Raw genomic sequence first — 22,260 nt, 5'->3', positions numbered from 1 at the left:
CAACCCGGCGCAGCTTTCACATCCACGGGATCTTCATGCATACGGGACTGGAAACCCTCATCACCGCCGCCTTCGAGGATCGCGCCAATATCAACGCCGAGACGCAGGGCGACATCCGCCGCGCCGTCGACAGCGCGCTGCGGCTGCTCGATTCCGGCAAACTGCGCGTCGCCGAGAAGATCGAAGGGCAGGAGGGGCCGGAATCCTGGCGGGTCAATCAGTGGCTGAAAAAGGCCGTGCTGCTCTCCTTCCGACTCAACGACATGTCCGTGATCGCAGGCGGCCCCGGCGGCGCCACCTGGTGGGACAAGGTTCCGTCCAAATTCGTCGGCTGGGGCGCGGGCGAGCATAGCGCGGCGGGCTTCCGCTCCGTGCCGGGCGCGATCGTCCGCCACTCGGCCTATGTGGCGCCGGGCGCGATCCTGATGCCCTCCTTCGTCAATCTCGGCGCCTATGTGGATACGGGAACCATGGTCGACACCTGGGTGACGGTCGGCTCCTGCGCGCAGATCGGCAAGAACGTGCATCTCTCCGGCGGCGTCGGCGTCGGCGGCGTGCTGGAGCCGTTGCAGGCCAATCCGACGATCATCGAGGACGACTGCTTCATCGGCGCGCGTTCGGAGGTCGTCGAGGGCGTCGTCGTCGGCAAGGGCTCGGTGCTCTCCATGGGCGTCTTCATCGGCGCCTCGACCAAGATCGTCGACCGCGCCACGGGCAAGATTCACACAGGCTATGTGCCGCCTTACTCCGTGGTCGTTTCGGGTAGCCTGCCCGGCAAGCCGCTGCCCGACGGAACGCCGGGTCCCTCGCTCTATTGCGCCGTGATCGTGAAGACGGTCGATGCGCAGACGCGCTCCAAGACGGGCATCAACGAACTGCTGAGGGATTGATGGCTTTCGACGCCGAGCGCATCCGCTTCCTCTACCGCACCGAGCAGGGACGCATCGACCGCGCAACCTGGGCTAGGGGCGCGGCTGCGCTCGCTCTCGTCATCGCGCCCTTCGCGCTCGTCTGGTTCTTTCTCTCGCCATACACGGCGCATGATCTCGCGAAGGATCCGTTCTTCGTTCCGATGACCGCGGTCGCCTACGCCTTCGTGATCGTTTACGCCTTCGTGATCCTGCTCGTCGCGGTGAGCTATGTGAACCTGTCGGCCAAGCGCTTCCGCGACCTCGGCCGCGAATGGCCGGTGGGGCTCGCGGGGCTTGCGCCGCTCATGGCGCTCATCGCCGGCGCCGCGCATTGGCTGCAGCCGCGCGTGGCGGAAGTGATGCCGGTCTATTGGGTCTGGGGCGCGGACGCCGTTCTGGTCGCGGTGATCGGCTGGACGGCCTATGAACTGGGCTTTCGGGACTATAATGGCTGATCTCTCCCGCGCCGTCTCCCTTGCCCGCGACCTCATCCGCCGCCCCTCCGTCACGCCCGTCGACGCGGGAGCGCTCGACGTCGTCGAATGCACGCTGAAATCGGCCGGTTTCGAGACGAAGCGGCTGCCGTTCACGGCGCCCGGCACGCCGGACGTCGACAATCTCTTCGCGACTATCGGCGGCGGCGCGCCGCATCTCGTCTTCGCGGGCCACACGGACGTCGTGCCCGCGGGGGATCTCTCGCGCTGGCGCTGCGATCCCTTCGAGCCCGAATTCGCCGACGGCCGCATCTATGGCCGCGGCGCGAGCGACATGAAGGGCGCCATCGCCGCCTTCATGGATGCGGCCCTTTCCTACATCGAGCGCCACGGACCGCCGAAGGGGACGCTCTCTTTCCTCATTACCGGCGACGAGGAAGGCCCCTCGATCAACGGCACGGTGAAGATGCTTGACTGGGCGCGCGCCCGGGGCGTGAAATTCGATCACGCCATCGTCGGCGAGCCGACGAATGTCGATGCGCTCGGCGATACGATCAAGATCGGGCGGCGCGGTTCTCTCAACGGCAAGATTCGCGTCATCGGCAAACAGGGTCATGTCGCCTATCCGCAGCGCGCGGCGAATCCCGCGCCGGTGATTGCGAAAATCGTCGCGGCGCTCTCTTCCTTTGAATTCGACCGCGGCACGGCGCACTTCGATCGCACCAATCTGGAAGTTACGTCGATCGACGTCGGCAATCCGGCGGTGAATGTCATTCCCGCCGAGGCGCGCGCGCAGTTCAATGTGCGCTTCAACGACGCCTGGACGCTGGAGACGCTGCGCGAGAAGATTGCGGCCGTGGTGAAGGAGGCCGCGGGCGAGGCGACGGTCGAGCTCGAATTTCTGCTGAGCAACGCCGTCTCGTTTCTTACCGAACCCGGCGCCTTCACCGAACTCGTTTCGCGCGCCGTGAAGGAAGTGACGGGACTGACGCCCGAACTCTCCACGAGCGGCGGCACGTCGGACGCGCGTTTCATCACGCGCGATTGTCCGGTGGTGGAGTTTGGCCTCACGAATGAGACGATCCACGCCATCGACGAGAACGCCCGCGTCGCCGACATTGACGCGCTAGCGGCGGTGTATCTGAAGATTCTGGAGTTATACTTCGCGGCGTAGCCTTCACCGCAGGCGAAACGGCCCTCATTCCACGATCACCCGCACCGGCCGCGACGCGCCTGGCGCCAGGGCGAGGCGCGCCTGAATGCGATGCGCGCCCGGCGTCATCGGCCAGAAAACCGTCTCATCGGCCTGTGCGACCGTGAAGGGCGCGCCGTCGACGATCCAGACGATTTGCGCGTCCTTTCCGCCATTCGCGAGTTTCAGCGCGAGCTTGTTGAGGCGTTCGGGCTGCTCCGGGTTCCGCCATACATGCATATTGTGCTCGGGCGTGGCGATGACGAGCGCGTTCGACTCGGGCGCGCGCGCGTCCCCGACAGGCGCCGGCGCGGCGGCGGGCGCCATTGCGATCTCGGACGGCTTGACCCATTCGCGCAGCGTCTGCGGACAAGACGGCCCCGCATCCGCGCGGCACAGATCGATCGCAACGCGCTCCGGCGGCGGCGCGAAAGTTTCGGGCGCGATCTCGCCCGGCTTTACGCCATGCAGTTTCGTCATGAGCGCATGGGCGAGACGCGCGGCGGAATTGGCGCCGGCAAGGCCGCGCATGCCGCCCGCGTCGCCGCGTCCGAGCCAGACGCCCACAATATATTTGTGCGAAAAAGCGAGAGTCCAGGCGTCGCGGTAGTTCTGTGAGGTGCCGGTCTTCACGGCGACGGCGAAGGGATATTCGAGCGGTCCGTAGCGTGGAAAGGACGGCAGCCGCGCCTGCGGATCGGCGAGGAAGGATGTGACGAGCCGCGCCGTGTCGAGCGACATCACGCGGCGCGGCGGATTATTCCGCTCGTCGCGCGCGAAGGAGAGATTGCGCATCACGCCGTCGTCGGCGAGCGCCGCATAGGCTCGCATCAAATCCTCGAGCCGCGTCGGCAGCGCGCCGATCGCCATGGAAATCCCGAAGCTCTCGGGCGGCGCGTCGAGATCGTGCAGCCCGAGTTCGTGCAGAAAATCGAAATTCGCTTGCAATCCCACCCGGCGCAAAAGATTTGTCGCGGGCACGTTGCGCGAATTGGCGAGCGCCTGGCGCGGCGTCATCGCCCCGAGATAAAGTCCGTCGGCGTTGGCCACGCCCGAGGCGCCCTCGGGAAGATCGTCGAGAAGATCGGCGGCTCTGATCGCGCCGCGCTCCAGGGCCAACGCATAGACGAAAGGCTTCAACGTCGAACCCGGCGAGCGCGCGACGCGCGTGAAATCGAAGGCTCCCGCGCGCGGATCGTCGTAGCCCGCCGAGCCGACGTCGGCGACGACGGCGTTGGATCCGCGTTCTGCGACCATGATCGCCACCTGCCGCGCGCCTGCGTTCCTGAAGACCGCGAGATAGCGGCGCGCGAGTTGCGCGGCCTCGCGTTCGACGGCAAGATCGATCGTCGCTTGGATGCGCGGATCGAAAGGAGAGGCCGCGCGCACGCGCCCCTCGCGCGCCAGTCGCTCGTAGCGAAGCGCGAGATGCAGCGCCTCTGGCCGGCGCTTGGCGTCGAGCGGCCGCATGGCGGCGAGTTCCCGCCGCGCCATCTCCGCCTGCGCTGCGTCGAGCGCGCCTTCCGCTTCAAGCCGCGCGATGGCGTAGCGCGCGCGGTCCACGGCCAGCCGCAGGCCGCTTGCGCGCGTGATGTTCATGCGCCCTGGCGATTGCGGAATGGCGGCGAGCAGCGCGACCTGCGCCCAGGAAAGATCGTCGATGGGCCTGTCGAAATAGAAACGCGCGGCGTGGGCGACGCCGTGGCTGCCATTGCCATAGGGCGCGAGCCGCAGGTAATGCGCCAGCGTCGCGTCGCGCCCGTTGCGCGCGACGATCGCGAGAGCCGTCGCCGCCTCCCAGAATTTGTTGGCGTAGCTGCGCGGCCCGGGCGCCTGCATGCGCGCGACCTGCATCGCGATGGTCGAAGCGCCTTCCGCGCGTCCGCGCTCCGTGAGATTTTTCCAGCTCGCGCGAAAGACGGCGCGCAGATCCACGCCGGCGTGGGAATAAAAGCGCCGGTCTTCGAGCGCGAGCGTCGCGCGCGCGACGCGCTCGGGGATTCGTTCGAGCGGCCAATAGCCATAGTCGACGCGCTTCGCGCCTGTCGCGTCGCGCATTGCATGGCCGATCTGCGTGAGAAAGGCGCCATTGCGATCGTAGACGATATGACTGGCGGGGGGCGAAACGAGTTCCGCGCCGCGCGCCGCTTTCTCCATGACGATCGCGCCGCCGCGCAGCGTCGTTGCGACGACCGCGAGTGCGGCGAGAAGCGCGGCGCGTCTCATGGCTGCTTGATAATCTCCACGCGCGCCCCCGCGCTCGCGCCGCGAACGCCTTTCTTGTACATGGTTTCCGCCAGGGCCGGCGGCTGCGTGTAGGAGCCCGCCGTCTGCGCCTTCAGGCGGAAGGCGAAGCGGTAATTGCCCTTGGGCAGCGCGTCATAGGCGTAAAGAATGCGGTCATCTCCGTAGGAAACCCATGTCGGCGCGAGCGTAGGCGCGGTGGAGGCCTGCGCTTCCGCGGGCGCGGTGGCGATATTGGGGTTGAGTGGCTCGTAGCCCGCCGCGAGCGGCAGCGAGATCGCGACATAAGCGCGGTCTTCCGAATTCACGACGTCCGCCGTCTCCTCGATGACGTCGCCCTGATCGACGCGCAGTACGCCGTCCGCAGCGTCGAGCTTCTCCGGCGCCTGGCCGCTCTTCACGCGCCAGCTCTGCCGCGTGATCGCAAAGCCTTCACTCGCGGCTTGCGCTTTGGCGCCGGGTTCGGCGGGCATGTAGCGTGTCTCGATCAACGCCACGAGCGGGGCGTTCGACGTATTGGCGATCGTGAGCGGCGCATCCTGATCGCTCACGTAACGCGCGACGGGATTGTTGGCGTCGATGACGGCGCGCTGCGCCGCGCCGCCGGCCTGCGCGAAGGAAACGCCGAGCGGCGCAATCGGCCGTCGCCAGCTTTCCGCGAGCGCTTCGATCGCGCTGGCGTTGGCGTTGGTCGCGCCCCAGCCGTCGCCCTCGCCCAGACGCAGCAGGGCGTCTCGCAACACGGGCGCGCGCGGATCGGCGGGCGCGGCGAGCGCGGCCGCGCGCAGCATTTCGGCGATGTTGCGCGCTTCTGAAGGCAGGACGGCGTCGGAGGCGCTTTCTCCCGCCTGGCCCGCATAGACCTGGGCGCCGCCGCGGCTCGCAAATTTCACGCGGCTCCACATCGTCTCCATCAGAGCGGCGAGTATGCGCTGGTCGAGACCAGGCAGGCGCGCGGCGGCGGCGGCCGTTTCCGCGACGCTTTCGTTGGGCAGGAAATCCGCGCGGCGCGCGAGTTCCGCAACATAGGAGTCGTCGAGCTTGCCGCCCTCCGCGAGCGCGGCGAGCGCGGCGGCGCGTTCGCGCATCTCCTCGCCGCCGAGCAGACGCGGATAGTCGGAGCGCAGCGATTGCTTTAGAATAGACGCGAGGCGCTCCGTGAGCGTCGCGTCGACGGGTTCGCCGACGCGCGCCGCGGCGACGAGAAACTCATAGGCCCAGGCCGTGAGCAGCACATTGCCGCGCGCGCGCGGCCAGAAGGCCACGAGCCCATCGCCGTCGATCGACTGGTCGATCTGCTGTGCGGCGCTTCTGACGCTCGACGAGACGCGATCCTGCAGGCCGGCGGAAGCGAGAATTGGCGAGAATGCCTTGAGGGCCAGCGTGGCCCGCGCCGTCGCGAGGCGTTGCTCCGTGCAACCATAGGGGTAATCGAACAGCGCATTGAGTCCCGCGACGACCTTCACGAGCGCAGGATCGGCCGCCACGATGACCTCGCGCGAGAAGGTTTTCGCGCGCGCCGCTTCGCCGCTGGCGGCGAAGGTCCTCGTTTCGCCGGGCGCGATCTCGACGATCTCGTAGCGGCGGGTCGGCTCGCGATCGGGTTTCACGGGCAGGTCGATTTCGACGGCGTCTTTCGCGCGGTCCGCGTCGCGCTCGATGCGGAATCCGAGCTTCACGCTCTCCTGCAGCGCGTCCGGCGCGTCAGCGCGCAGATCGACGCGCACGGGCTTGTTCTGCGTCCAGTCGATCTTGCGGCTCGTCTCGCCGGAGAACTTCAGCGCCGGGGCCGCGATCGCCGCCTTGCCGGCGCCGCCGGGCCCTTCCACGACGCGGGCGACGAGCCCGATGTCGAAGGCGTCGCCGGGGCGGATGAAGCGTGGCAAGGCGGGCTGTGCGACGAGCTCCTGGCGAACGAATATCTCGCTGCCCGCGGCGCCGAAGCGGTCGGGTCCACTCACGGCCTTTGCGCGCAACTTGAAGACGGTGAGCGTATCCGGCAACGCGACCTTGATCTTCGCAATTCCGTCGGCGCCGACTTTCACGCTCGGCAGATAGATCGGCACGGGCGTGAAATTCTTGCGCACGGAGATGTTGTTCTCGGCGCCCCATTCCTGAAGATCGCCGTCGCCGCCGGCGATTTCCTCCAGCGGAATGACGCCGAAAGCCATGTTGCGCGTGTCGCGCGCCGTCATTTTCGTTTCGCGCGCCACGATGAAATCCGGCAGCGGGTCGAGCGGGCGCTCCTTCGCGAGCGACAGCACGGCCTGATCGACCATCCAGAACGTCGCCTCGCCTGCGAGCGGCTTGCCCATGTCGTCCGTGAGCTTCAGCGTCACCTCGACATCCTGCCCGGGCCGCGCCTTGGCGGGCGCCTCCAGTTTCACGTTGACGATGTTCTTGACGGGCGTCACCTCGATCCATTTCGTCGCCGCGATGGTGACCGGCTTGCCCTGATCGAAATTGGCGGAGGGTTGCGGCGCGCCGTCCTTCAGGCGTCCGCGCATCATGAGGAAATGCACGGCGAGCCTCGGCGTCTGCTCTTTGCGCGCGACGAGTTGGAAGCGTCCGAAGCCGTTGGCGATGTCGACGAAACTGTAGTCGTAGACGCCGTTGGGCTGCTCGACGATGGCGAGCGCGCGCGCGGTCTGGAAAGGCGACTGGATAACGAGCGTCGCCGTTTCACCCGGCGCGTATTTTTCCTTGTCGGCCGTCACTGTCGCGGAGGCGGCGGGCGGGCGGGCGAAAGTGACGGGCGTGTCGCCGCCCACGAAAAAGTCGACGCTGACCTGCTGGCGGCGCTTCAGCCGGTCATTGGCTTCGAGCTGCACGACATAGACGCCGGCGTCCTTGGTCTCCAGCGCGATCTTCTGCGCTTCCTTCGCGCTCGTGACCCTGCGTTCGAGGAGGGTTTCGTCCTGAACCTGCGTGACGTATTTCGCGGCGCCTTGCGCGAAGTCGCTCGCCTGCAGCGTCGAAATCCAGTTGCGCTTGACGAGCCGCAGCGTCATGTCGAGGCCCTCGATCGCGTCGCCCTTGCCGTCGACCGCGACGATCTCGGGCGTCACGGCGCCGGGCCGCTCGACATAGCGCGGGGTCCTCACGCCCAGCACGAAGGGCGGCAGAGCGATGACGTTCTGCACGTTGCGCACCTCGACGCCGTCGTCGCCCGTCACAGTCGCTTCGATCGAATAGCGGCGCGGCTGCGCTGTCGGTTCGATCGTCGTGTCAAACGTCACGCGCGCCCCGCCGCCCGCGTCGGTGCGCGCGTCTCGCTCCAGAACGGCGGTGGACTTGAACTTGCCGTCGCCGGAGAAGCGGGCGTCTGTCGAGAAGAGGAAGCCCTCGCGGTTCGGCGGCGCGAAGACATGCGGGAATTGCGCGGCGCGCCATTTGACGGGGCGCTCCGCCGCGAGACCGCCGGCGAAATAGCGCGCGAGGAGGTCGACGTCGAAGGTTCCGTCGAGCGCGACGGTTTGCGGCGCGTTGAGCACGACTTCGAACGTCGGGAGGCGATAGGCTTCCTTCTTGAACGTGAACTGTCCGCAGGAAATGTCCTGCGCGGCCTCGCCTTCCGCGCTCTCCTCGCCTTCGCCGCCGTCGGCGGGCTTCGCCTTCTTCGGCGCATCGGGTTCGAACTTTACCGAATAATCGCCCGTCGCTGGCGTCTGCGCATCGAATTTGTGGTAGAAGCCGCCGCTCGCGTCGAGCATCACGGGAATGCGCCATTCCTGATTATTCGGCGCCGTGACGACGAGCGCGCCGCCGGCTTTCGTCAGGCTCAGCGCGCCGCCGTTGTAGCTGCGCACATAGCCCTTGATATGCGCGGGTTCTTCCGGCCGGTAGATCGGCCGCTCGGAAAAGATGTGGCAGAGCGTGCGCGGCCTTTCGGCGCGCGGCTGGCCGGACTCGCCCGTCCAAGACAGCCATTGCGCCTCGGGCTTTGACCACAGCTCCTTCGCATATTCAGAGGGCGCGCTGTCGGGGTCGATGACGAGCGTATCGAGACCCTTTGTCACCACGATGCGACGCAGATCGCCCGCGCCGCGCTTGTCCGGGGTCCAGGAGAAGAAGCCGCTCGAATCTGTCGCGCCATTGGCGAGCGTGACGAATTTGTCGTCTTTAACGCCCTCGACGCGAATTTGCGCGCCGCTCACCGGCTGCGCGCTGGCGAGCGACGTCACGGCGAAGCGCACGCGGGTCGGCTCCTCGATCGCCGAGAGAGACAGATCCGTGACTTGCACGCGCAGCCATTTGCGCTTGTCGCCGTCCACCGCGCGCAGTCCGATGAGATAGGCGCCTGGCTGTTCGCGACCCGCGATGCGCGCGAAATCGTCCTTCAGGTCGATGCCGAACTTTGCGTCGACGCCGTTGCGCCTGATCGGCAGATCGACGAGGCGCGATACGGCGGGCGACCCTAGCGTCTTGATGCGTTCCTTGATCGCATCCGATTCGATATTGTTCCCCTCGCTCCAGCGCTTCGGCTCGTTGCCGGGCAAGGGCGGAGCGTCGGCGTCGGCGGTCTCGACGCCATGTTCCGGGAAGGGCCAGAAGTCGCGCGCGAGCGGATCGATGGCGTGAATGCGGATGTCGGCGCGGTCGTAGCCGCGCCCGCGAAGCGGCAGCACTTGCGGCCCGAGGCGCTCGACGACGCCGTAGCCCGCGTCCCATTGCAGCGACGGGAGGTCGCGCGTGAAAGCGAAGCGTTGCGTGAAGGCGCTCGCGAGCGCGCGACCGCGCGCGTCCTTCATCGCGCCGGGCGCGATTGACAGCTCATAGACCTTGTCGGCGAGGAATTTGCCGGTGACTTTGAGGCGGCGGCGGTCGGTCTCGACGGCGAGATCGTCTACGGCGGGCGTAATGCGCAGCGCCTCGCGCGCCCGCAAAATATCGAGCGCCTCCGGTTCGGCGTTGAAGCTGAGCGTCAGCCGCCGCTTCGCGCCCGGAATATAGGTCGCCGCCGCGTCGCCGCCTTCCTCGTCGCCGCTTTCCGGCGCGGGGACGTCGCCATTGGCGGCGCAACGCAGCACGCCGCCCGTCGGCTCGTCGTTCCAGCCGCGGCCGCAAGTCGCCTCCGTCGCCGCGAAAGGCGCAGCGGTCTGGACGCGCAGCTCATAGGTTTCGTCGTCGAGGCCCGGCTCGTCGGAAAGCTTCAGCCGCACGATGGCGACCCGACCGTCGGCGATCGCGTCGTGGAAACGCAGCACATAAGTCTGTTCGGCGTTGCGTTCGCTGCGCTCCAGCGCGCGCAGATCATAGGCGGCGGCGCTCAATATTTGCCCGCCTTGCGGCGATACGCCGGGCGCGAGACGCAGCTCCACCGTTATCAGCCGTTTCAGCGCGGCGATGTCGACGGGTTGCGCAAAGGTCAGCGCGATCTGCGTGAGCTCCGTCGCGGGCTCAGCGCCGTTCAGCGGGTTCGTGGAGCTCGGCGTCGGCAGGAGCGTGACGAGCTTTTGCTCGGCGCCGCCGCTTGTCACGCGCACGCGCGCCAGCGGTTTCCACGGTTCGGCGGGACGAAATTGCAAGGCGCGCGCGCCCAGCCAGCGCCATTCGCCCGCGACCGGCGGATCGAGCGCGACATATTTCGCCGGCATATCCTCGGGACCGCCCGCCCTCGGTCCGGCGTCGCCAGGGAAAAAGACGGTGAGCGGATCATAGCTGCGCAGGAATCTGTCCGGCGCGATGCGGGCGCCGTCGGCGCGCTGCGCACGGTCGAATTGCGGCGGCGCTTCGGCGCGCAGCGGCTGCGCGCAGCACATCGCCGCACTGAAAGCGAGGAGCAGGGTCTTCTTCATCTTCATCGCCGCGACTCTCGGGCTCATGATCATTTGCTCTTTTTCATGCCGGCTTTTTCGAGAAGGTCCGCGACGGCCTCCTCGGGCGGCGAGGCGGGGGGCGGCGACAGGCCGACGATCGCCGCGCGAATGGTCGTGGCGCTCGCGTCGGCGGGAACGCGCGCCTCGAGGAAATAACGGCCGGCGGCGAGCTTTTTCATTTGAGCCAGCCCTTCGCCGAGCGTCTTGCCGCTCGCATCGAGAAGGCGCGCGCCGACGCGGTCGGGTTCGGCCCGCAAGCCCATGCCGATCTCGCTCTCGCGTTTCGTCTCGAAGGAGAAGAGCGCGCTCGCGCCGGGCGGGACGGCGATGGGGTCGTTGACGCCCTCATGCGCCTCGATCACCGGCTGCGCCGACAGATCGAGCGTTCCCGTCAGCGCGCCGTCATGCGGCGCGTAGAGGTCGAGCGTCGCCTCGCCCGCCCCCATGTAATGCCGGAATTCGACGCCGGCGGGGAAGGCGAAGGTCTCGCGCTTGCCGTTTTGCGTGAAGGCGAGGAGCGCCGGCGCGCCGCTCGAGGCGGCCAGCATGACGGGCGCGTCGCGCGAGATCGCAAAGCGCATGGCCGCGCCGGAAAGCGGGACGCGCTGCGGAAGCCGCGCCGCTTTCGCCTCGGCCTGCGGCCAGGGCGCCGCGCCCGCCCGCTCGATCCAGGCGGCGACGAGTCCGGGCTTGTAGTCGAGGACGGCTTCGCCCGGCCCGTCGAGGGCAAGGTCGCGCCCGCGCAGGATGCGTCCGCTGCGCAGAACGATCGTCGCGTCGGCGCCGATGACGACGAGCCGGTCGCCTCTCTGCGCATCGAGGGGCAGCGACAGCTGGCCGGCGGCGCCGAAGAAGCGCTTGAGCGCGGTCTTCGCGCCGAGAACCATCGCCGGATCGCCCGTGCGCGAGAGCCGCGCCGGCAGCGGCGCGTCGGTCGTGTTTACGAGCAGCGCGGAGCCCTTTGCGGCGTGGATAACGCGCGAGACGGCGGCGCCGTCGCCGAAAACCGCGCGGTCGCCGATGAAGGCGGCGAGGCCCGGCGCGAGATCGGCGGCGAGCGGGGCCTCCGCCGCGTCCATCTCCACCGGCTGCGCGCTCATCGGCGGGACGACGCCGGCGAAGACGGCGCCCGTGCGCGTCAGGGGCAGCGTCGAAACGTCGATGGCCGTCAGCGCCGCGCGCATGGCGGCGGGGCTCTCGGCGTTCCAGAGTTGCGGCGCGGCCTCGCCCGAGAGCGTCAGCGCGGCGCCGTCAGCCACGCCCATGCCGCGTCCGCCGTCGATCGCCGGCTGGGCGAAGGTCGAGCGCGCCAGCCACAACCGCGTCTTGCCGCGCGGCGCGCCGAGCGGCGGCAGGAAGGCGCGTTCGCCCTCGCCGATGTCGAGCGCAACCTCTTCCCCGAGCCAGTCGAACGCCGTGACGCGCGCCTTCGCCTTGCAGTCGCGGGCAATGAGCCAGAGCGCCTCAGCCTGCGGCGCGAGGGCGCCGGAGCGCGCGGGGCGCAGAAGCCGGCCTGGCGTCGAACCTGCCAGCGCGCCGTCGGGCGCCGCGACGTCGACGAGGGCGAAATCGGGCGTTGCGACCTTCGCGACGCAGAGCTTGGGCTGCATGTCGCTCAGCGCGTCGAAGGAAACATCCCCCGCGCCGCCGGAGCGACGCTCCACGAGGCGCGCAGCGACCGTGATTGGCTCGCCGCCGCCGCCGACCGGCCAGACCGTCGCGCGCCACGCGCTCTTGTCTTCGGCGGCGGGCCAGGCGGCGACGGGCGCGGAGCCGCGCGCGACGCCCACGGTTTGCCACGCCCCTTCCGGCCCGCGCCGCTCGATGGAGATCGCGGCTTCGGCGGCCGAATGCGCGGCGACGATCGCCAGCGCGCCCGCCGGCGCCGCCGGGATCAGCAGACGCTGCGCGCCGCCGCCGCCGAGAACCGTTTCGCCGCTCGCCGCCAGCGCGCCTGCGTCCTTCTCGGGAAGGAGCGCGAAACGAACCTCGACGCCGCTCTCAATTGTTTCCTCGTCGCCTGCGGCGGAATCGCTCTCATCCGCCGACGCCTCTTCCTCGCTTTCCTCCGCGGCCGACGGCGCGGTCGCTTCGGGAAGCGGATTGCGCGTCGCGCCGAGTTCTTCCAGTTCGAGTCGATAGGCGCCCGCGGGCAATCGGCGCGACAACCCGACGTTCCAGTCGTTGGCGCGGGGATCGAGGCGTTCGATGGTCTCGCCCGACGCGGTCTTCAGAACGCCGATCGTCTCCTTGCCGCCGAAGGTTGACAGATCGACGACGCTCTCCTGCGCCAGCGCGAAGTCCAGCGCCGCGGGAAGATCGACGCGCCGCGCCGCGTCGGGCTGGAACTGTTTCGACGTAAGAGCGATTTCATAGTCGAGACGGTCGTCATGCGCGAGGCTGCGCGCCTCGACCCGGTAAACCCCCGCCGCGAGCCGGCTCTTGAAGGGCCGTCCGCCGACGACCTTTCCGGCCGTTTCGCCGTCGTCCCTTATAATGTCGCCGATCATCCCCTCGCCAATCGAGAGTTCGACGTCCGAGTCGCCGTGAAGCGTAAAGCGCCAGACATCCGGCGCGCGCGGCGCGTCCTTCGCCTGCGGCTCGCGCCATTGCAGCGTCTGCGTCTTCTCGAAGGGCAGGGGATGCGGACCGTGGCCGTCGAGGACCGGCTCGGCCATGATCGGCGCGAGCCGCGCGACCATGCGCGCCTCGACGTCCTCGGGGCTGACGACAAGCCGATAGGCGCCGGGTTCGAAATGCTGCGCGCGCCGTTTGAAGGGTCCAGGCTGCGTGATCGGCCAGCCGTCCGCGTCTTCAAGACGCGCGCGAAATTTGCGGCCGAGGCTTGCGAGTTCGATGCGATAGTCGCCGGCGCGGGAGATCTCGAGGGGAACGACGGCGCCCTTGCCCGGCGCGAGCGTCGCGCGCGCTTCCCCGGCTCCTGAGATCTTCGCCGTCGGCGTCAGGGTCGCGGGCGAAACCGAGAGGCCGAGATGACCGGCGGATTCCTTCGCGGTAACGGCGGCGCGGTAGGCGCCGGCGCGCAGGAACGTCGTGACCAGCCCGTTGGCGCCTGGCCCGTTCGCCTCGCCTTCGCCAAGGCGCGGCGAAACCGTTGCGCCGACGCGCAAGGCGGTTTTCAGGCGGCCGAGCGTCTCGATGCGGTAAAGCCCGCCGTCGGGCGCGTCGAACTGCAGGATTTTCGTTTCATCCTTGGCGATGTCGAAAAAAGCCGGCTTGCCGACTGCGGCGCGAGTCCTGGAAATGGCCTCTGGCCTCCCGGCCTCGGCATGTTCCGGCGCGGGCGCGTCGGGGACGAAGACGAGACCGATCGCGCGCGCCGTTTCGACGGGCGCGATCTTCACGATCGCGAAACGCTCGTCCTTTTCGATTTTTTCGTCAGCGAGCGATAGTGCGATATCCGCGCCGCGGGCGTCTCGCGCGACGACCCGGCCCGCTTTCGGCGTGCGTATGGGCAGCGAGAGTTCTGCGCCCGCCGCCTGACGCAGCGCGAGCGGCGCCTTGTCGAGCGCGGCGGGCAGGGCGACGACGCGCGGCCCTGTCGACAGCTCCGGGCCGACATTGGCGAGGATCAGATAGGAGCCGTTGCTTTCGAGCCGTTGTTCTCCGAAGGAAATCGAGGCGCGGGAGGGCGTCGCGACGGGGGCGGCGACGGAGAGGCCGGGCGGCCCGAGCGTGACGTCGACCACGCCCCCGGCGCCGTTCAGCGGCTCCAGCACGAGGAAATAAAAGCCGGCCGGCAGGTCGTAGCGCGTCGCGTCGCGCCCGTCGGCGCGCGGCGCCAGCGCGCCGAGCGCGGGTTCGATCGTCGCGCGAAGCTTCACGCCCTTCGCGTCGATCGCGACAGGGCCATCGCGCGTCGACTCGAAAAGCAGCGACGTCGGTCCGAACAAGTTGAATTTGCCGCGCCACGCCTTGCCCGCGCCGATGCGCGGCGCGTCGGAGGCGATGACGCGCGTCCTGCCGTCGCGCTCCGCCCGCGCGAGCAGGGCCGTGGCGGGAACTTCATCGCCGCCCTCGCCAGCGACGTCGATCGACACGAGATGCGGACCCGCGGCCTCGAAAGTCTCGCGGTTCGACTGGCGCAGGGCCCGCAGCGTGAAACTCTGGCCCTCGTAGCCCGTCACGTCGAGCCGCGCTGCGCCGTCGCCCGGGAGGCGCAGCGTCGCAACCGGCGCCCGGCTCGTCTTGCCGATCGTCGCGGCGTCGCGCGCGCCGCCCCGGCGCGCGTCGAGCCGCGCGGGCGCCTGTTTCGGCAATTCGAGCCGGAAGGAATCGTAGCTCGCCGGCGCGTCGAAACGCGCGGCGCCGAAGGGGCCGATGACGCCCTCGGCGACGCCCGCCGCAAGCAGAACAGGATCGGCGAGCCGCAGCAGGAACGGCTGCGACGCCGCGCCGTCCGACCAGACGAGTTTTTCGCCGCCATAGGCCGTGACCGTATAGCGGCCGGGCGGCAGGCGGCCGTCGAGCCGCAGCCGGTTCATGAAGCGGCCGGGCCTGGTCTCGACCGTCGTCCGCTCGAATGCGAGATCGACCAGAGCGCCGTCCGCCTGCCAGACGCGCAGATCCTGCAAGGCGCGTCCGACCGCTTCGAGATGGACGTCGCCCTCCGCGGCGACGTCGAGCGCATATGAGCGCTGCTGGAGATCGCCCAGCTCGCCGCTCTGGACGCCGCCGGCGACGAGCGCGGGACGGGCGGTCTCCACCTCGACGAAAGGCTCCGCCGTAAACGTCGCCTTGCCCTTCGCGTCCTTCACCGCGCCAAGGCGCAGCTTATAGACGCCCTTGTCCAGCAGCGCGTCGATGCGACCGTCCCGCAGGCCCGCCCCGCCCGAGGAGTCGAGCGGTCCCGCGACCATGTCGACGAGTTCGATGCGCGCGCCGGACGGGGTTTTGGCGCGAATGGCGTAGCGGCCCGGCGCGGGGATCGTGATGAGGCTCGCGCCGTCGCGCTCGAGCGGCAGCTCCTTCGGCGCGAAAAGCGCCGCCGAGGCTTTTGGCTTCGTCTCGACGATCTGATCGCGCGCGAGTGAGAAGGAGAGAACCGGCGATGCGAGATAGGCCGCGAAGGCGGCAAGAAGGGAAAAGGCAATGCGCCGCATGAGGCCACCGTAAAACGCGAGCGCGGCGCGCCGGCCGCCTCTCGAACATAGGGCGCGTCTTGCGCAGGAGTCGAGCGCTTCCGCTCTCTTTGATCTGACCTCCTGGCGCCCGCGCCTATGGTGAATTTGAGACATGGCGCATTTCTTCTACAATGCCGTCCGAGTACACGCGTTGCGCTGGCGCACAGGCGCGCGCGTCTTTTCTTTTATGGGAGGCCGAATGCATTGGCTTTTTCGCCCTTTCGTCCCTGCGCTCGGCCTTCTCGCCGGCGCCGGAGCGGCTTTCGCCGGGGTTCTGACGCTGAATGAGCCCGTTGAGCTGCGCGCGAAGCCGGGAGCGAATCGTCCCGTCGTCGCGACGGCTCCGGCCGGCGCGGAGGTCTCGGTGATCCGCGAAGGCCGGGAATGGACGACCGTCGTTTTCGAGGGTCGGCGTTTCTACGCGCCCGCTGTCCGGCTCGCCGAGACGGCGCCGAGCGACGCGCCCGGTCCCGATCCGAGCTGCGACTATGGCTATCCCTATTCCGGCAGCGGCCAATTCTTCGCGCGCCCGCTGGCCCGCGCTCGCCATGGCGAGCCGCTCGGGTTTCTTTTCGGCTATCATCGGTTCTATCCCTGCTGAGCGGGACGGCTTCGCGTTCGGGCGCTGCGACATAAAGGCGCGAAGCGGCGTTTCAGCCAGTCGCGAGCTGGTCGTCGTTTTGACGCAACCGAGCGCAACCCCCGGCGCCGCCTGAAGCGGGTGGGGGCGCCGTTATTTGATCTGTGACAATTGCGCGCAGAGAGGCTCGCGCCAGCATTTCTTTGACGCCTGTCAAATTCCGGCGCCTGTTGCGCTGTACAATGTCGCCGTGACTCAAGGATGATCGCTGAGAGACTTTGTCACGCTTTCCGGGGCGTTGGCAGGGTTCTCGCAGGCGCACGAAATTTCCGCGCGAAACCTCCAGAGGATGAACATCATGGAGCGGCCACCTCTCATCGCGAAACACATGACCTTCGGCGAAATATCGCTCAGCGCGATCTTCGCCGCGCTGGCAGTCGCGACCGCCTATATCGCCAAAAACGCCTATACTGCCCCTTATGCGTTTCACGCGGCGCTGTTCGCCCTCGGCTCGATTGGGGCCGTTGCGGCGATTTTGATCCGTTATCGCGCGCGGGGCGCGACGCTGCCCCCGCTGACCATCGACGGGCGGCCCAATTACAATTACGGGCCTGTCAAATTCGCGGCGATCGCCTCGCTCTTCTGGGGCGTCGCGGGATTCATCGTGGGACTCTACATAGCGCTCGAACTGGCTTTCCCGGTCCTGAATTTCGATCTGCCCTGGATCAATTTCGGCCGATTGCGTCCGCTGCACACATCGGCGGTGATTTTCGCTTTCGGCGGCAATGCTTTGCTCGCGACGTCCTTCTACGTCATGCAGCGTACGAGCCGCGCGCGCATCGCGGGCGATCTTGCGCCCTGGTTCGTGGTGCTGGGCTACAACTTTTTCATTCTCATCGCCGGAACGGGCTATTTGTTTGGCATCACGCGCTCGCATGAATATGCGGAGCCGGAATGGTACGCGATTTTGTGGCTCGTCGTCGTGTGGGTGACCTATCTTCTGGTCTATCTTCTGACGCTCGCGCGCCGCACCGAGCCGCACATCTATGTGGCGAACTGGTTCTACCTGTCGTTCATCGTAACGATCGCCGTGCTGGTGCTCGGCAACAACGCCGAGATTCCGATCTCCATCTTCTCGCCGAAGTCGGTGATCGTCTGGGCGGGCGTGCAGGACGCCATGATCCAGTGGTGGTACGGCCACAACGCGGTGGGCTTCTTCCTCACCACCGGCTTCCTCGGCATCATGTATTACTTCATCCCGAAGCGGACCGGCCGGCCGATCTATTCCTATCGGCTGTCCATTGTGCACTTCTGGTCGCTGATCTTTCTCTACATCTGGGCTGGCCCGCATCACCTGCACTACACGGCGCTGCCCGACTGGGCGCAGACGCTCGGCATGGTGTTCTCGGTCGTGCTGTGGATGCCCTCATGGGGCGGCATGATCAACGGCCTGATGACGCTCTCCGGCGCTTGGGACAAGCTGCGCACCGATCCTGTCCTGCGCATGCTCGTCGTGTCGGTCGCCTTCTACGGCATGTCGACCTTCGAGGGTCCGCTGATGTCGGTGAAGGCGGTGAACTCGCTGTCGCATTACACCGATTGGGGCATCGGCCACGTGCATTCCGGCGGCCTCGGCTGGGTCGCCTTCGTCACCTTCGGCGCGCTCTACTGCCTGATCCCGTGGGTCTTCAATCGCAAGCTCTACTCGTTGAAGCTGGTGAACTGGCACTTCTGGATCTCGACGATCGGCATCGTCTTCTACATCACCTCGATGTGGGTCGCCGGCATCATGCAAGGCCTCATGTGGCGCGCCTACACGCCGCAAGGCTTCCTCGAATATTCCTTCGTGGAGACCACCGAGGCGCTGCATCCCGAATATGTCATCCGCGCGATTGGCGGCGGGCTCTTCGTCATCGGCGCGTTGATCATGGTCTACAACATCTGGCGGACTCTGGCGTCGCCCGCGTTCGAAGCCGCGCCTGACGTCGCCGTGTCGCCCATGCCCGCCGAGTGAGGACAAGCAGATGACTCAATCGACCGAACACGCCTCTCCCGGCGGCTTCCACAAGCTGCTGGAGACCAACTCGATCCTCTTCGTCGTCGCCATGCTGGTCGTGGTGTCGATCGGCGGCATCGTCGAGATCGTGCCGCTCTTTTATCTGAAGAACACGATCGAGAAGGTCGAGGGGATACGCCCCTATTCGCCGCTGGAGCTCGCGGGCTACAACGTCTATATCCGCGAGGGCTGCTATACCTGTCATTCGCAGATGATCCGCCCGTTGCGCGACGAGGTTGAGCGCTATGGTCATTACTCTCTCGCGGCGGAGAGCATGTACGACCATCCTTTCCAATGGGGCTCGAAGCGCACGGGGCCCGATCTCGCGCGCGTCGGCGGCAAATATTCGAACGACTGGCAGCGCGACCATCTGCGCAATCCGCGCGCCGTCGTGCCGAGTTCGATCATGCCGGGCTATCCCTTCCTGTCGCAGACCCCGCTCGACGCCGAGCATATCGCCGAGCAGATGCGGACGCTGCGCGTCGTCGGCGTGCCCTACACGGACGAGCAGATCGAGAACGCCCAAGCCGATCTCGTCGCGCAGTCCGCGCCGGATGCGCCGGGCGCCGCCGAGGTGGCGAAGCGTTATCCCAACGCCGTGTCGGCCGACTCGCCGTCCAAGACCGGCGTGACGGAAGAAGACGCGCTCGTCGCCTATCTCCAGCACCTTGGCGTTTCCGTGGACTTCAAGCTCTACGACGACAGGGCCAACGTCAGGTGATCCCATGAACCAAGGATCGATCGAAGCGCAGTCCGCCTATGAAAGCTGGCGCGCTCTAGCGGGAACGGCTGGATTGATCTTCTTCGGCCTGATTTTCCTGGGCGTCGTCGCCTATGTCTTCTGGCCGGCGCGCAAGAAGCAGTTCGAGCAGGACGCCCAAATTCCCTTCCGAGAGGACGACGACGATGTCTGAGGACACGTTTGACAAAGGCAAAGTCAGAATTGACGACGTCAGCGGCATGCCGACGACCGGCCACGAGTGGGACGGGATCGAGGAATTGAATACGCCGCTGCCGCGCTGGTGGGTGTGGACCTTCGCCATCACGGTCGTCTGGGGGATCGCCTACACGATCGTCTATCCGGCCTGGCCCACGCCTTCCGGCGGCACGCAGGGTCTCTTCGCCTGGAACTCCCGCACGCAGGTCGCGAACGACCTCGCCGACCTGCAAACGACGCGCGGCCCGATCCTCGAGAAGATCAAGGACGCGCCGCTTGACAAGATCGAGTCCGATCCCGAGCTTCTCGCCGCGGCGCGCATGGTCGGCAAGGTGGCCTTCGCGACCAATTGCGCCGCCTGTCACGGCGCCGGCGGGCAGGGCGCGAAGGGCTACGCCAATCTCAACGACGACGACTGGATCTGGGGCGGCAAGCTCGCCGACATCAAGCAGACGATCGAGCACGGCGCGCGCTGGGAAGGCGACAAGGCGACGCACTCCTCCGCGATGCCGGCTTTCGGCCGCGACGGCATTCTGACGCCCGAACAGATTTCTGTCGTCGCCGATCACGTGCGCACCTACGCGGAACTGCCCGATTCCGACGCCCCCACGGCGGAGGGCGAAAAGCTCTACGCCGAGAATTGCGCGAGCTGTCACGGCGTCGACGGCAAGGGCAATCCCGAGGTCGGCGCGCCCGCGCTCTACGACCAGGTGTGGCTCTACGGCTCCGACAAGCCGACGATCGTCGCCCGCATCGTGAACGGCGGCGGCGGCGTGATGCCGGCCTGGAAGGACAGGCTCGACGACACGACGATCAAGGCTTTGACCGTCTACGTGCATTCGCTCGGCGGCGGGCAGTAAGCGACGAGGCCCTCTCCCGACCGCTGGAGAGGGCCGTCCAGCAGGAAAACGAGTTCGACAATGTCCAGCGTAGACACTGAGCAGACGCTTTGGGACGAACCCCTCGTCGAAGAAGCGCGCAGGATTTATCCCAAGAAGGTCGACGGCCACTTCCGCCGCATCAAATGGGGCATCCAGTTCGCCACGCTCGCGATCTATTACTTCCTGCCCTTCGTGCGCTGGAACCGCGGCCCCGACGCGCCGAGCCAGGCTGTGCTCGTCGACTTTCCGCACCGGCGCTTCTATTTCTTCTTCATCGAGATCTGGCCCCAGGAAGTCTATTACATCACGGGGCTGCTCATCCTCGCGGCGCTCACGCTCTTTCTGATGAACGCCGTCGCGGGCCGCATCTGGTGCGGCTACATGTGTCCGCAGACGGTCTGGACCGATTTCTACATGACGACCGAGCGCTGGATCGAGGGCGACGCCCGCGACCGCATGAAGCTCGACAACGGGCCGTGGACGGCCGAAAAAATTCGAAAGAAAATCGCCAAACACTTTGTTTGGCTGCTCATCGCCTGGTGGACCGGCGGCGCCTGGGTGCTCTACTTCGCGGATGCGCCGACGCTCGTCTATAATCTTGCGACCTTCCAGCCGGGCGTCGGCGAGGCCTATCTCTGGATCGGCATTCTCACCTTCACGACCTACGTCTTCGCGGGTTGGATGCGCGAGAAGCTGTGCCTGCACGCCTGTCCCTGGCCGCGGATCCAGGCCGCGCTCACCGACGAATATGCGCTGAACGTCACCTATCGCTACGATCGCGGCGAACCGCGCATGTCGCTGAAAGAGGCGGCGGCCGCGCGCGCGGCCGGCTTGCCCTCGGGCGACTGCGTCGATTGCGGCCAGTGCGTCGCCGTGTGTCCGACGGGCGTCGACATCCGCAAGGGATCGCAACTCGGCTGTATTCAGTGCGGCCTGTGCATCGACGCCTGCGACGCCGTCATGGAGAAGGTTCATCGTCCGCCCCGCCTCATCGGCTACGATACGGAGATGAACGTCAAACGGCGCGAGTGCGGCCAGAACGCCATTTACAAGCCCTTCCGCGTGCGCACGATCTTCTACGCCGCGCTCATTCTGGCCATCGGCGGGTTCATGTCCGTGACGCTCGCGATGCGCGGCGACATGCACGTGAGCGTGCTGCACGACCGCAATCCGCTGACGGTCCGGCTGAAGGACGGCGGCGTGCGCAACGGCTACACCGTGCGCTTCGCCAACAAGAAACCCGAGGCGCGGCGCTTCGTCGTCGCCGTCGCCGGCCTCGCCGGCGCGCAGACCGAAGTCGTCGGCGTCGCGCCGGACGACAAGGGTCAGGTCATGATCGAGGTGGGGCCGGATCAAACGCGCGAGACGCGCGTCTTGCTGTCGGCGCGCGGCGGCGCCTCCAAGGGGCAGACTCCCGTCGTCTTCAACGTGACGGACGCCGAGACCGGCGCCGCCGTCGGCGTGAAGGACGTCTTCATCTGGCCGTGAGGATGAGGCATGAGCGAAGGATTAGGCGTTCTCATGAGCAATCCGCGTAAAGATCCGCCCGACGGCGAGCGCATCTCCGACTATGAAGCCGGCGGACGCCCGCTCGACGCCCGGAAGGCGTTCGCAATCTTCGCCGGGTTCTTCCTTTTCGTCGGCGCCGTGAACGGCTTCATGATCTACAAGGCGGTGCAGACTTTTTCGGGCGAGGTGGTCGCGCACCCTTACGAGCGCGGTCTCGCCTACAATCGCGATATCGCGCGGGCGCGGGAACAGGCGGCGCGCGACTGGAAGGTGGACGTGCGCCTTTCGCGCGACGCCGGCGCGACGGAAATTCGCGTGACGGCCCGCGACGCGTCGGGCGCGGAGGTTTCGGACGTCGAGATGGTCGCCGTTTTCGCCGCCCCGGCCGATCTCGCGAAGGATGTCCGGGTCAAGCTCGACGAGACGGCGCCGGGCCATTACCTTGGCAGGACGGCGCTCCCCGCGGGCCAGCGCGATCTCGTGCTGACGGCCGTGCGCGCGGGCGAAGAAGTGTTTCGTTCGCAGAACCGGATCGACGTGGAATAGTCCCGAG

Annotated in this window: 13 protein-coding genes; 10 read left to right on the top strand and 3 right to left on the bottom strand. The window is 67.4% G+C overall.

The window, feature by feature from the left end:
* Nucleotides 1–35: 35 nt before the first annotated feature.
* Genes dapD through dapE form a run of 3 tightly spaced genes read left to right on the top strand, consistent with a single transcriptional unit; the run spans nucleotide 36 to nucleotide 2,519 of the window.
* Complete coding sequence (gene dapD / locus ACV959_RS14895) at nucleotides 36–890, top strand: 2,3,4,5-tetrahydropyridine-2,6-dicarboxylate N-succinyltransferase (RefSeq protein WP_475737347.1); 855 nt, start codon at nucleotides 36–38, stop codon at nucleotides 888–890.
* A complete protein-coding gene (locus ACV959_RS14890) occupies nucleotides 890–1,366 on the top strand; it encodes a hypothetical protein (RefSeq protein WP_475737346.1) in 477 nt (158 codons plus the stop codon). The genes dapD and ACV959_RS14890 overlap by 1 nt, the downstream gene beginning before the upstream one ends.
* A complete protein-coding gene (gene dapE / locus ACV959_RS14885; RefSeq protein ID WP_475737345.1) occupies nucleotides 1,359–2,519 on the top strand; it encodes a succinyl-diaminopimelate desuccinylase in 1,161 nt (386 codons plus the stop codon). The genes ACV959_RS14890 and dapE overlap by 8 nt, the downstream gene beginning before the upstream one ends.
* Nucleotides 2,520–2,543: 24 nt before the next feature.
* Here dapE and ACV959_RS14880 read toward each other — a convergent pair whose 3' ends face one another.
* The 3 genes from ACV959_RS14880 to ACV959_RS14870 are packed head-to-tail and all read right to left on the bottom strand — an operon-like array spanning nucleotide 2,544 to nucleotide 15,723.
* Nucleotides 2,544–4,763, bottom strand: a complete 2,220-nt coding sequence (locus tag ACV959_RS14880; RefSeq protein WP_475737344.1) for a transglycosylase domain-containing protein — start codon at nucleotides 4,761–4,763, stop codon at nucleotides 2,544–2,546.
* Complete coding sequence (locus ACV959_RS14875; RefSeq protein WP_475737343.1) at nucleotides 4,760–10,606, bottom strand: alpha-2-macroglobulin family protein; 5,847 nt, start codon at nucleotides 10,604–10,606, stop codon at nucleotides 4,760–4,762. The genes ACV959_RS14880 and ACV959_RS14875 overlap by 4 nt, the downstream gene beginning before the upstream one ends.
* Nucleotides 10,607–10,608: 2 nt before the next feature.
* On the bottom strand, nucleotides 10,609–15,723 hold the full coding sequence (locus tag ACV959_RS14870; RefSeq protein ID WP_475737342.1) for a hypothetical protein: 5,115 nt from the start codon (nucleotides 15,721–15,723) through the stop codon (nucleotides 10,609–10,611).
* Nucleotides 15,724–15,943: 220 nt separating this feature from the next.
* On the opposite strand from ACV959_RS14870, the gene ACV959_RS14865 reads away from it, so the two are divergent.
* The 7 genes from ACV959_RS14865 (at nucleotide 15,944) to ACV959_RS14835 (ending at nucleotide 22,253) form a co-directional block, all read left to right on the top strand.
* Entirely contained in the window at nucleotides 15,944–16,345 is a 402-nt protein-coding gene (locus ACV959_RS14865; RefSeq protein ID WP_475737341.1) for an SH3 domain-containing protein, read from the top strand.
* Between the two features lie 337 nt (nucleotides 16,346–16,682).
* Nucleotides 16,683–18,338, top strand: coding sequence for a cytochrome-c oxidase, cbb3-type subunit I (gene ccoN, locus ACV959_RS14860; protein WP_475737340.1), 1,656 nt, complete (start codon nucleotides 16,683–16,685; stop codon nucleotides 18,336–18,338).
* Between the two features lie 10 nt (nucleotides 18,339–18,348).
* The gene (gene ccoO / locus ACV959_RS14855; RefSeq protein WP_475737339.1) at nucleotides 18,349–19,101 is read left to right on the top strand and encodes a cytochrome-c oxidase, cbb3-type subunit II; all 753 of its coding nucleotides are present in this window, start codon (nucleotides 18,349–18,351) and stop codon (nucleotides 19,099–19,101) included.
* Between the two features lie 4 nt (nucleotides 19,102–19,105).
* On the top strand, nucleotides 19,106–19,294 hold the full coding sequence (locus ACV959_RS14850; RefSeq protein ID WP_475737338.1) for a cbb3-type cytochrome c oxidase subunit 3: 189 nt from the start codon (nucleotides 19,106–19,108) through the stop codon (nucleotides 19,292–19,294).
* A complete protein-coding gene (gene ccoP / locus ACV959_RS14845) occupies nucleotides 19,287–20,177 on the top strand; it encodes a cytochrome-c oxidase, cbb3-type subunit III (RefSeq protein WP_475737337.1) in 891 nt (296 codons plus the stop codon). The genes ACV959_RS14850 and ccoP overlap by 8 nt, the downstream gene beginning before the upstream one ends.
* A 60-nt stretch (nucleotides 20,178–20,237) precedes the next feature.
* Nucleotides 20,238–21,686, top strand: coding sequence for a cytochrome c oxidase accessory protein CcoG (gene ccoG / locus ACV959_RS14840; protein ID WP_475737336.1), 1,449 nt, complete (start codon nucleotides 20,238–20,240; stop codon nucleotides 21,684–21,686).
* 9 nt (nucleotides 21,687–21,695) lie between these two features.
* Nucleotides 21,696–22,253: a FixH family protein gene (locus ACV959_RS14835; RefSeq protein ID WP_475737335.1), complete on the top strand. Its 558-nt coding sequence runs from the start codon at nucleotides 21,696–21,698 to the stop codon at nucleotides 22,251–22,253.
* Nucleotides 22,254–22,260: the final 7 nt, after the last annotated feature.

Source organism: Methylocystis sp. Se48 (genome assembly GCF_056269425.1).
Note: the sequence above shows the minus strand (reverse complement) of the source record. Positions and strands in the feature narration are given on the sequence as shown.

Excerpts from the sequence above, each read along its gene's own strand:
- dapD (WP_475737347.1), top strand. The coding sequence starts at position 36 with ATGCATACGGGACTGGAAACCCTCATCACCGCCGCCTTCGAGGATCGC.
- ACV959_RS14890 (WP_475737346.1), top strand. The coding sequence starts at position 890 with ATGGCTTTCGACGCCGAGCGCATCCGCTTCCTCTACCGCACCGAGCAG.
- dapE (WP_475737345.1), top strand. The coding sequence starts at position 1,359 with ATGGCTGATCTCTCCCGCGCCGTCTCCCTTGCCCGCGACCTCATCCGC.
- ACV959_RS14880 (WP_475737344.1), bottom strand. The coding sequence starts at position 4,763 with ATGAGACGCGCCGCGCTTCTCGCCGCACTCGCGGTCGTCGCAACGACG.
- ACV959_RS14875 (WP_475737343.1), bottom strand. The coding sequence starts at position 10,606 with ATGAGCCCGAGAGTCGCGGCGATGAAGATGAAGAAGACCCTGCTCCTC.
- ACV959_RS14870 (WP_475737342.1), bottom strand. The coding sequence starts at position 15,723 with ATGCGGCGCATTGCCTTTTCCCTTCTTGCCGCCTTCGCGGCCTATCTC.
- ACV959_RS14865 (WP_475737341.1), top strand. The coding sequence starts at position 15,944 with ATGCATTGGCTTTTTCGCCCTTTCGTCCCTGCGCTCGGCCTTCTCGCC.
- ccoN (WP_475737340.1), top strand. The coding sequence starts at position 16,683 with ATGGAGCGGCCACCTCTCATCGCGAAACACATGACCTTCGGCGAAATA.
- ccoO (WP_475737339.1), top strand. The coding sequence starts at position 18,349 with ATGACTCAATCGACCGAACACGCCTCTCCCGGCGGCTTCCACAAGCTG.
- ACV959_RS14850 (WP_475737338.1), top strand. The coding sequence starts at position 19,106 with ATGAACCAAGGATCGATCGAAGCGCAGTCCGCCTATGAAAGCTGGCGC.
- ccoP (WP_475737337.1), top strand. The coding sequence starts at position 19,287 with ATGTCTGAGGACACGTTTGACAAAGGCAAAGTCAGAATTGACGACGTC.
- ccoG (WP_475737336.1), top strand. The coding sequence starts at position 20,238 with ATGTCCAGCGTAGACACTGAGCAGACGCTTTGGGACGAACCCCTCGTC.
- ACV959_RS14835 (WP_475737335.1), top strand. The coding sequence starts at position 21,696 with ATGAGCGAAGGATTAGGCGTTCTCATGAGCAATCCGCGTAAAGATCCG.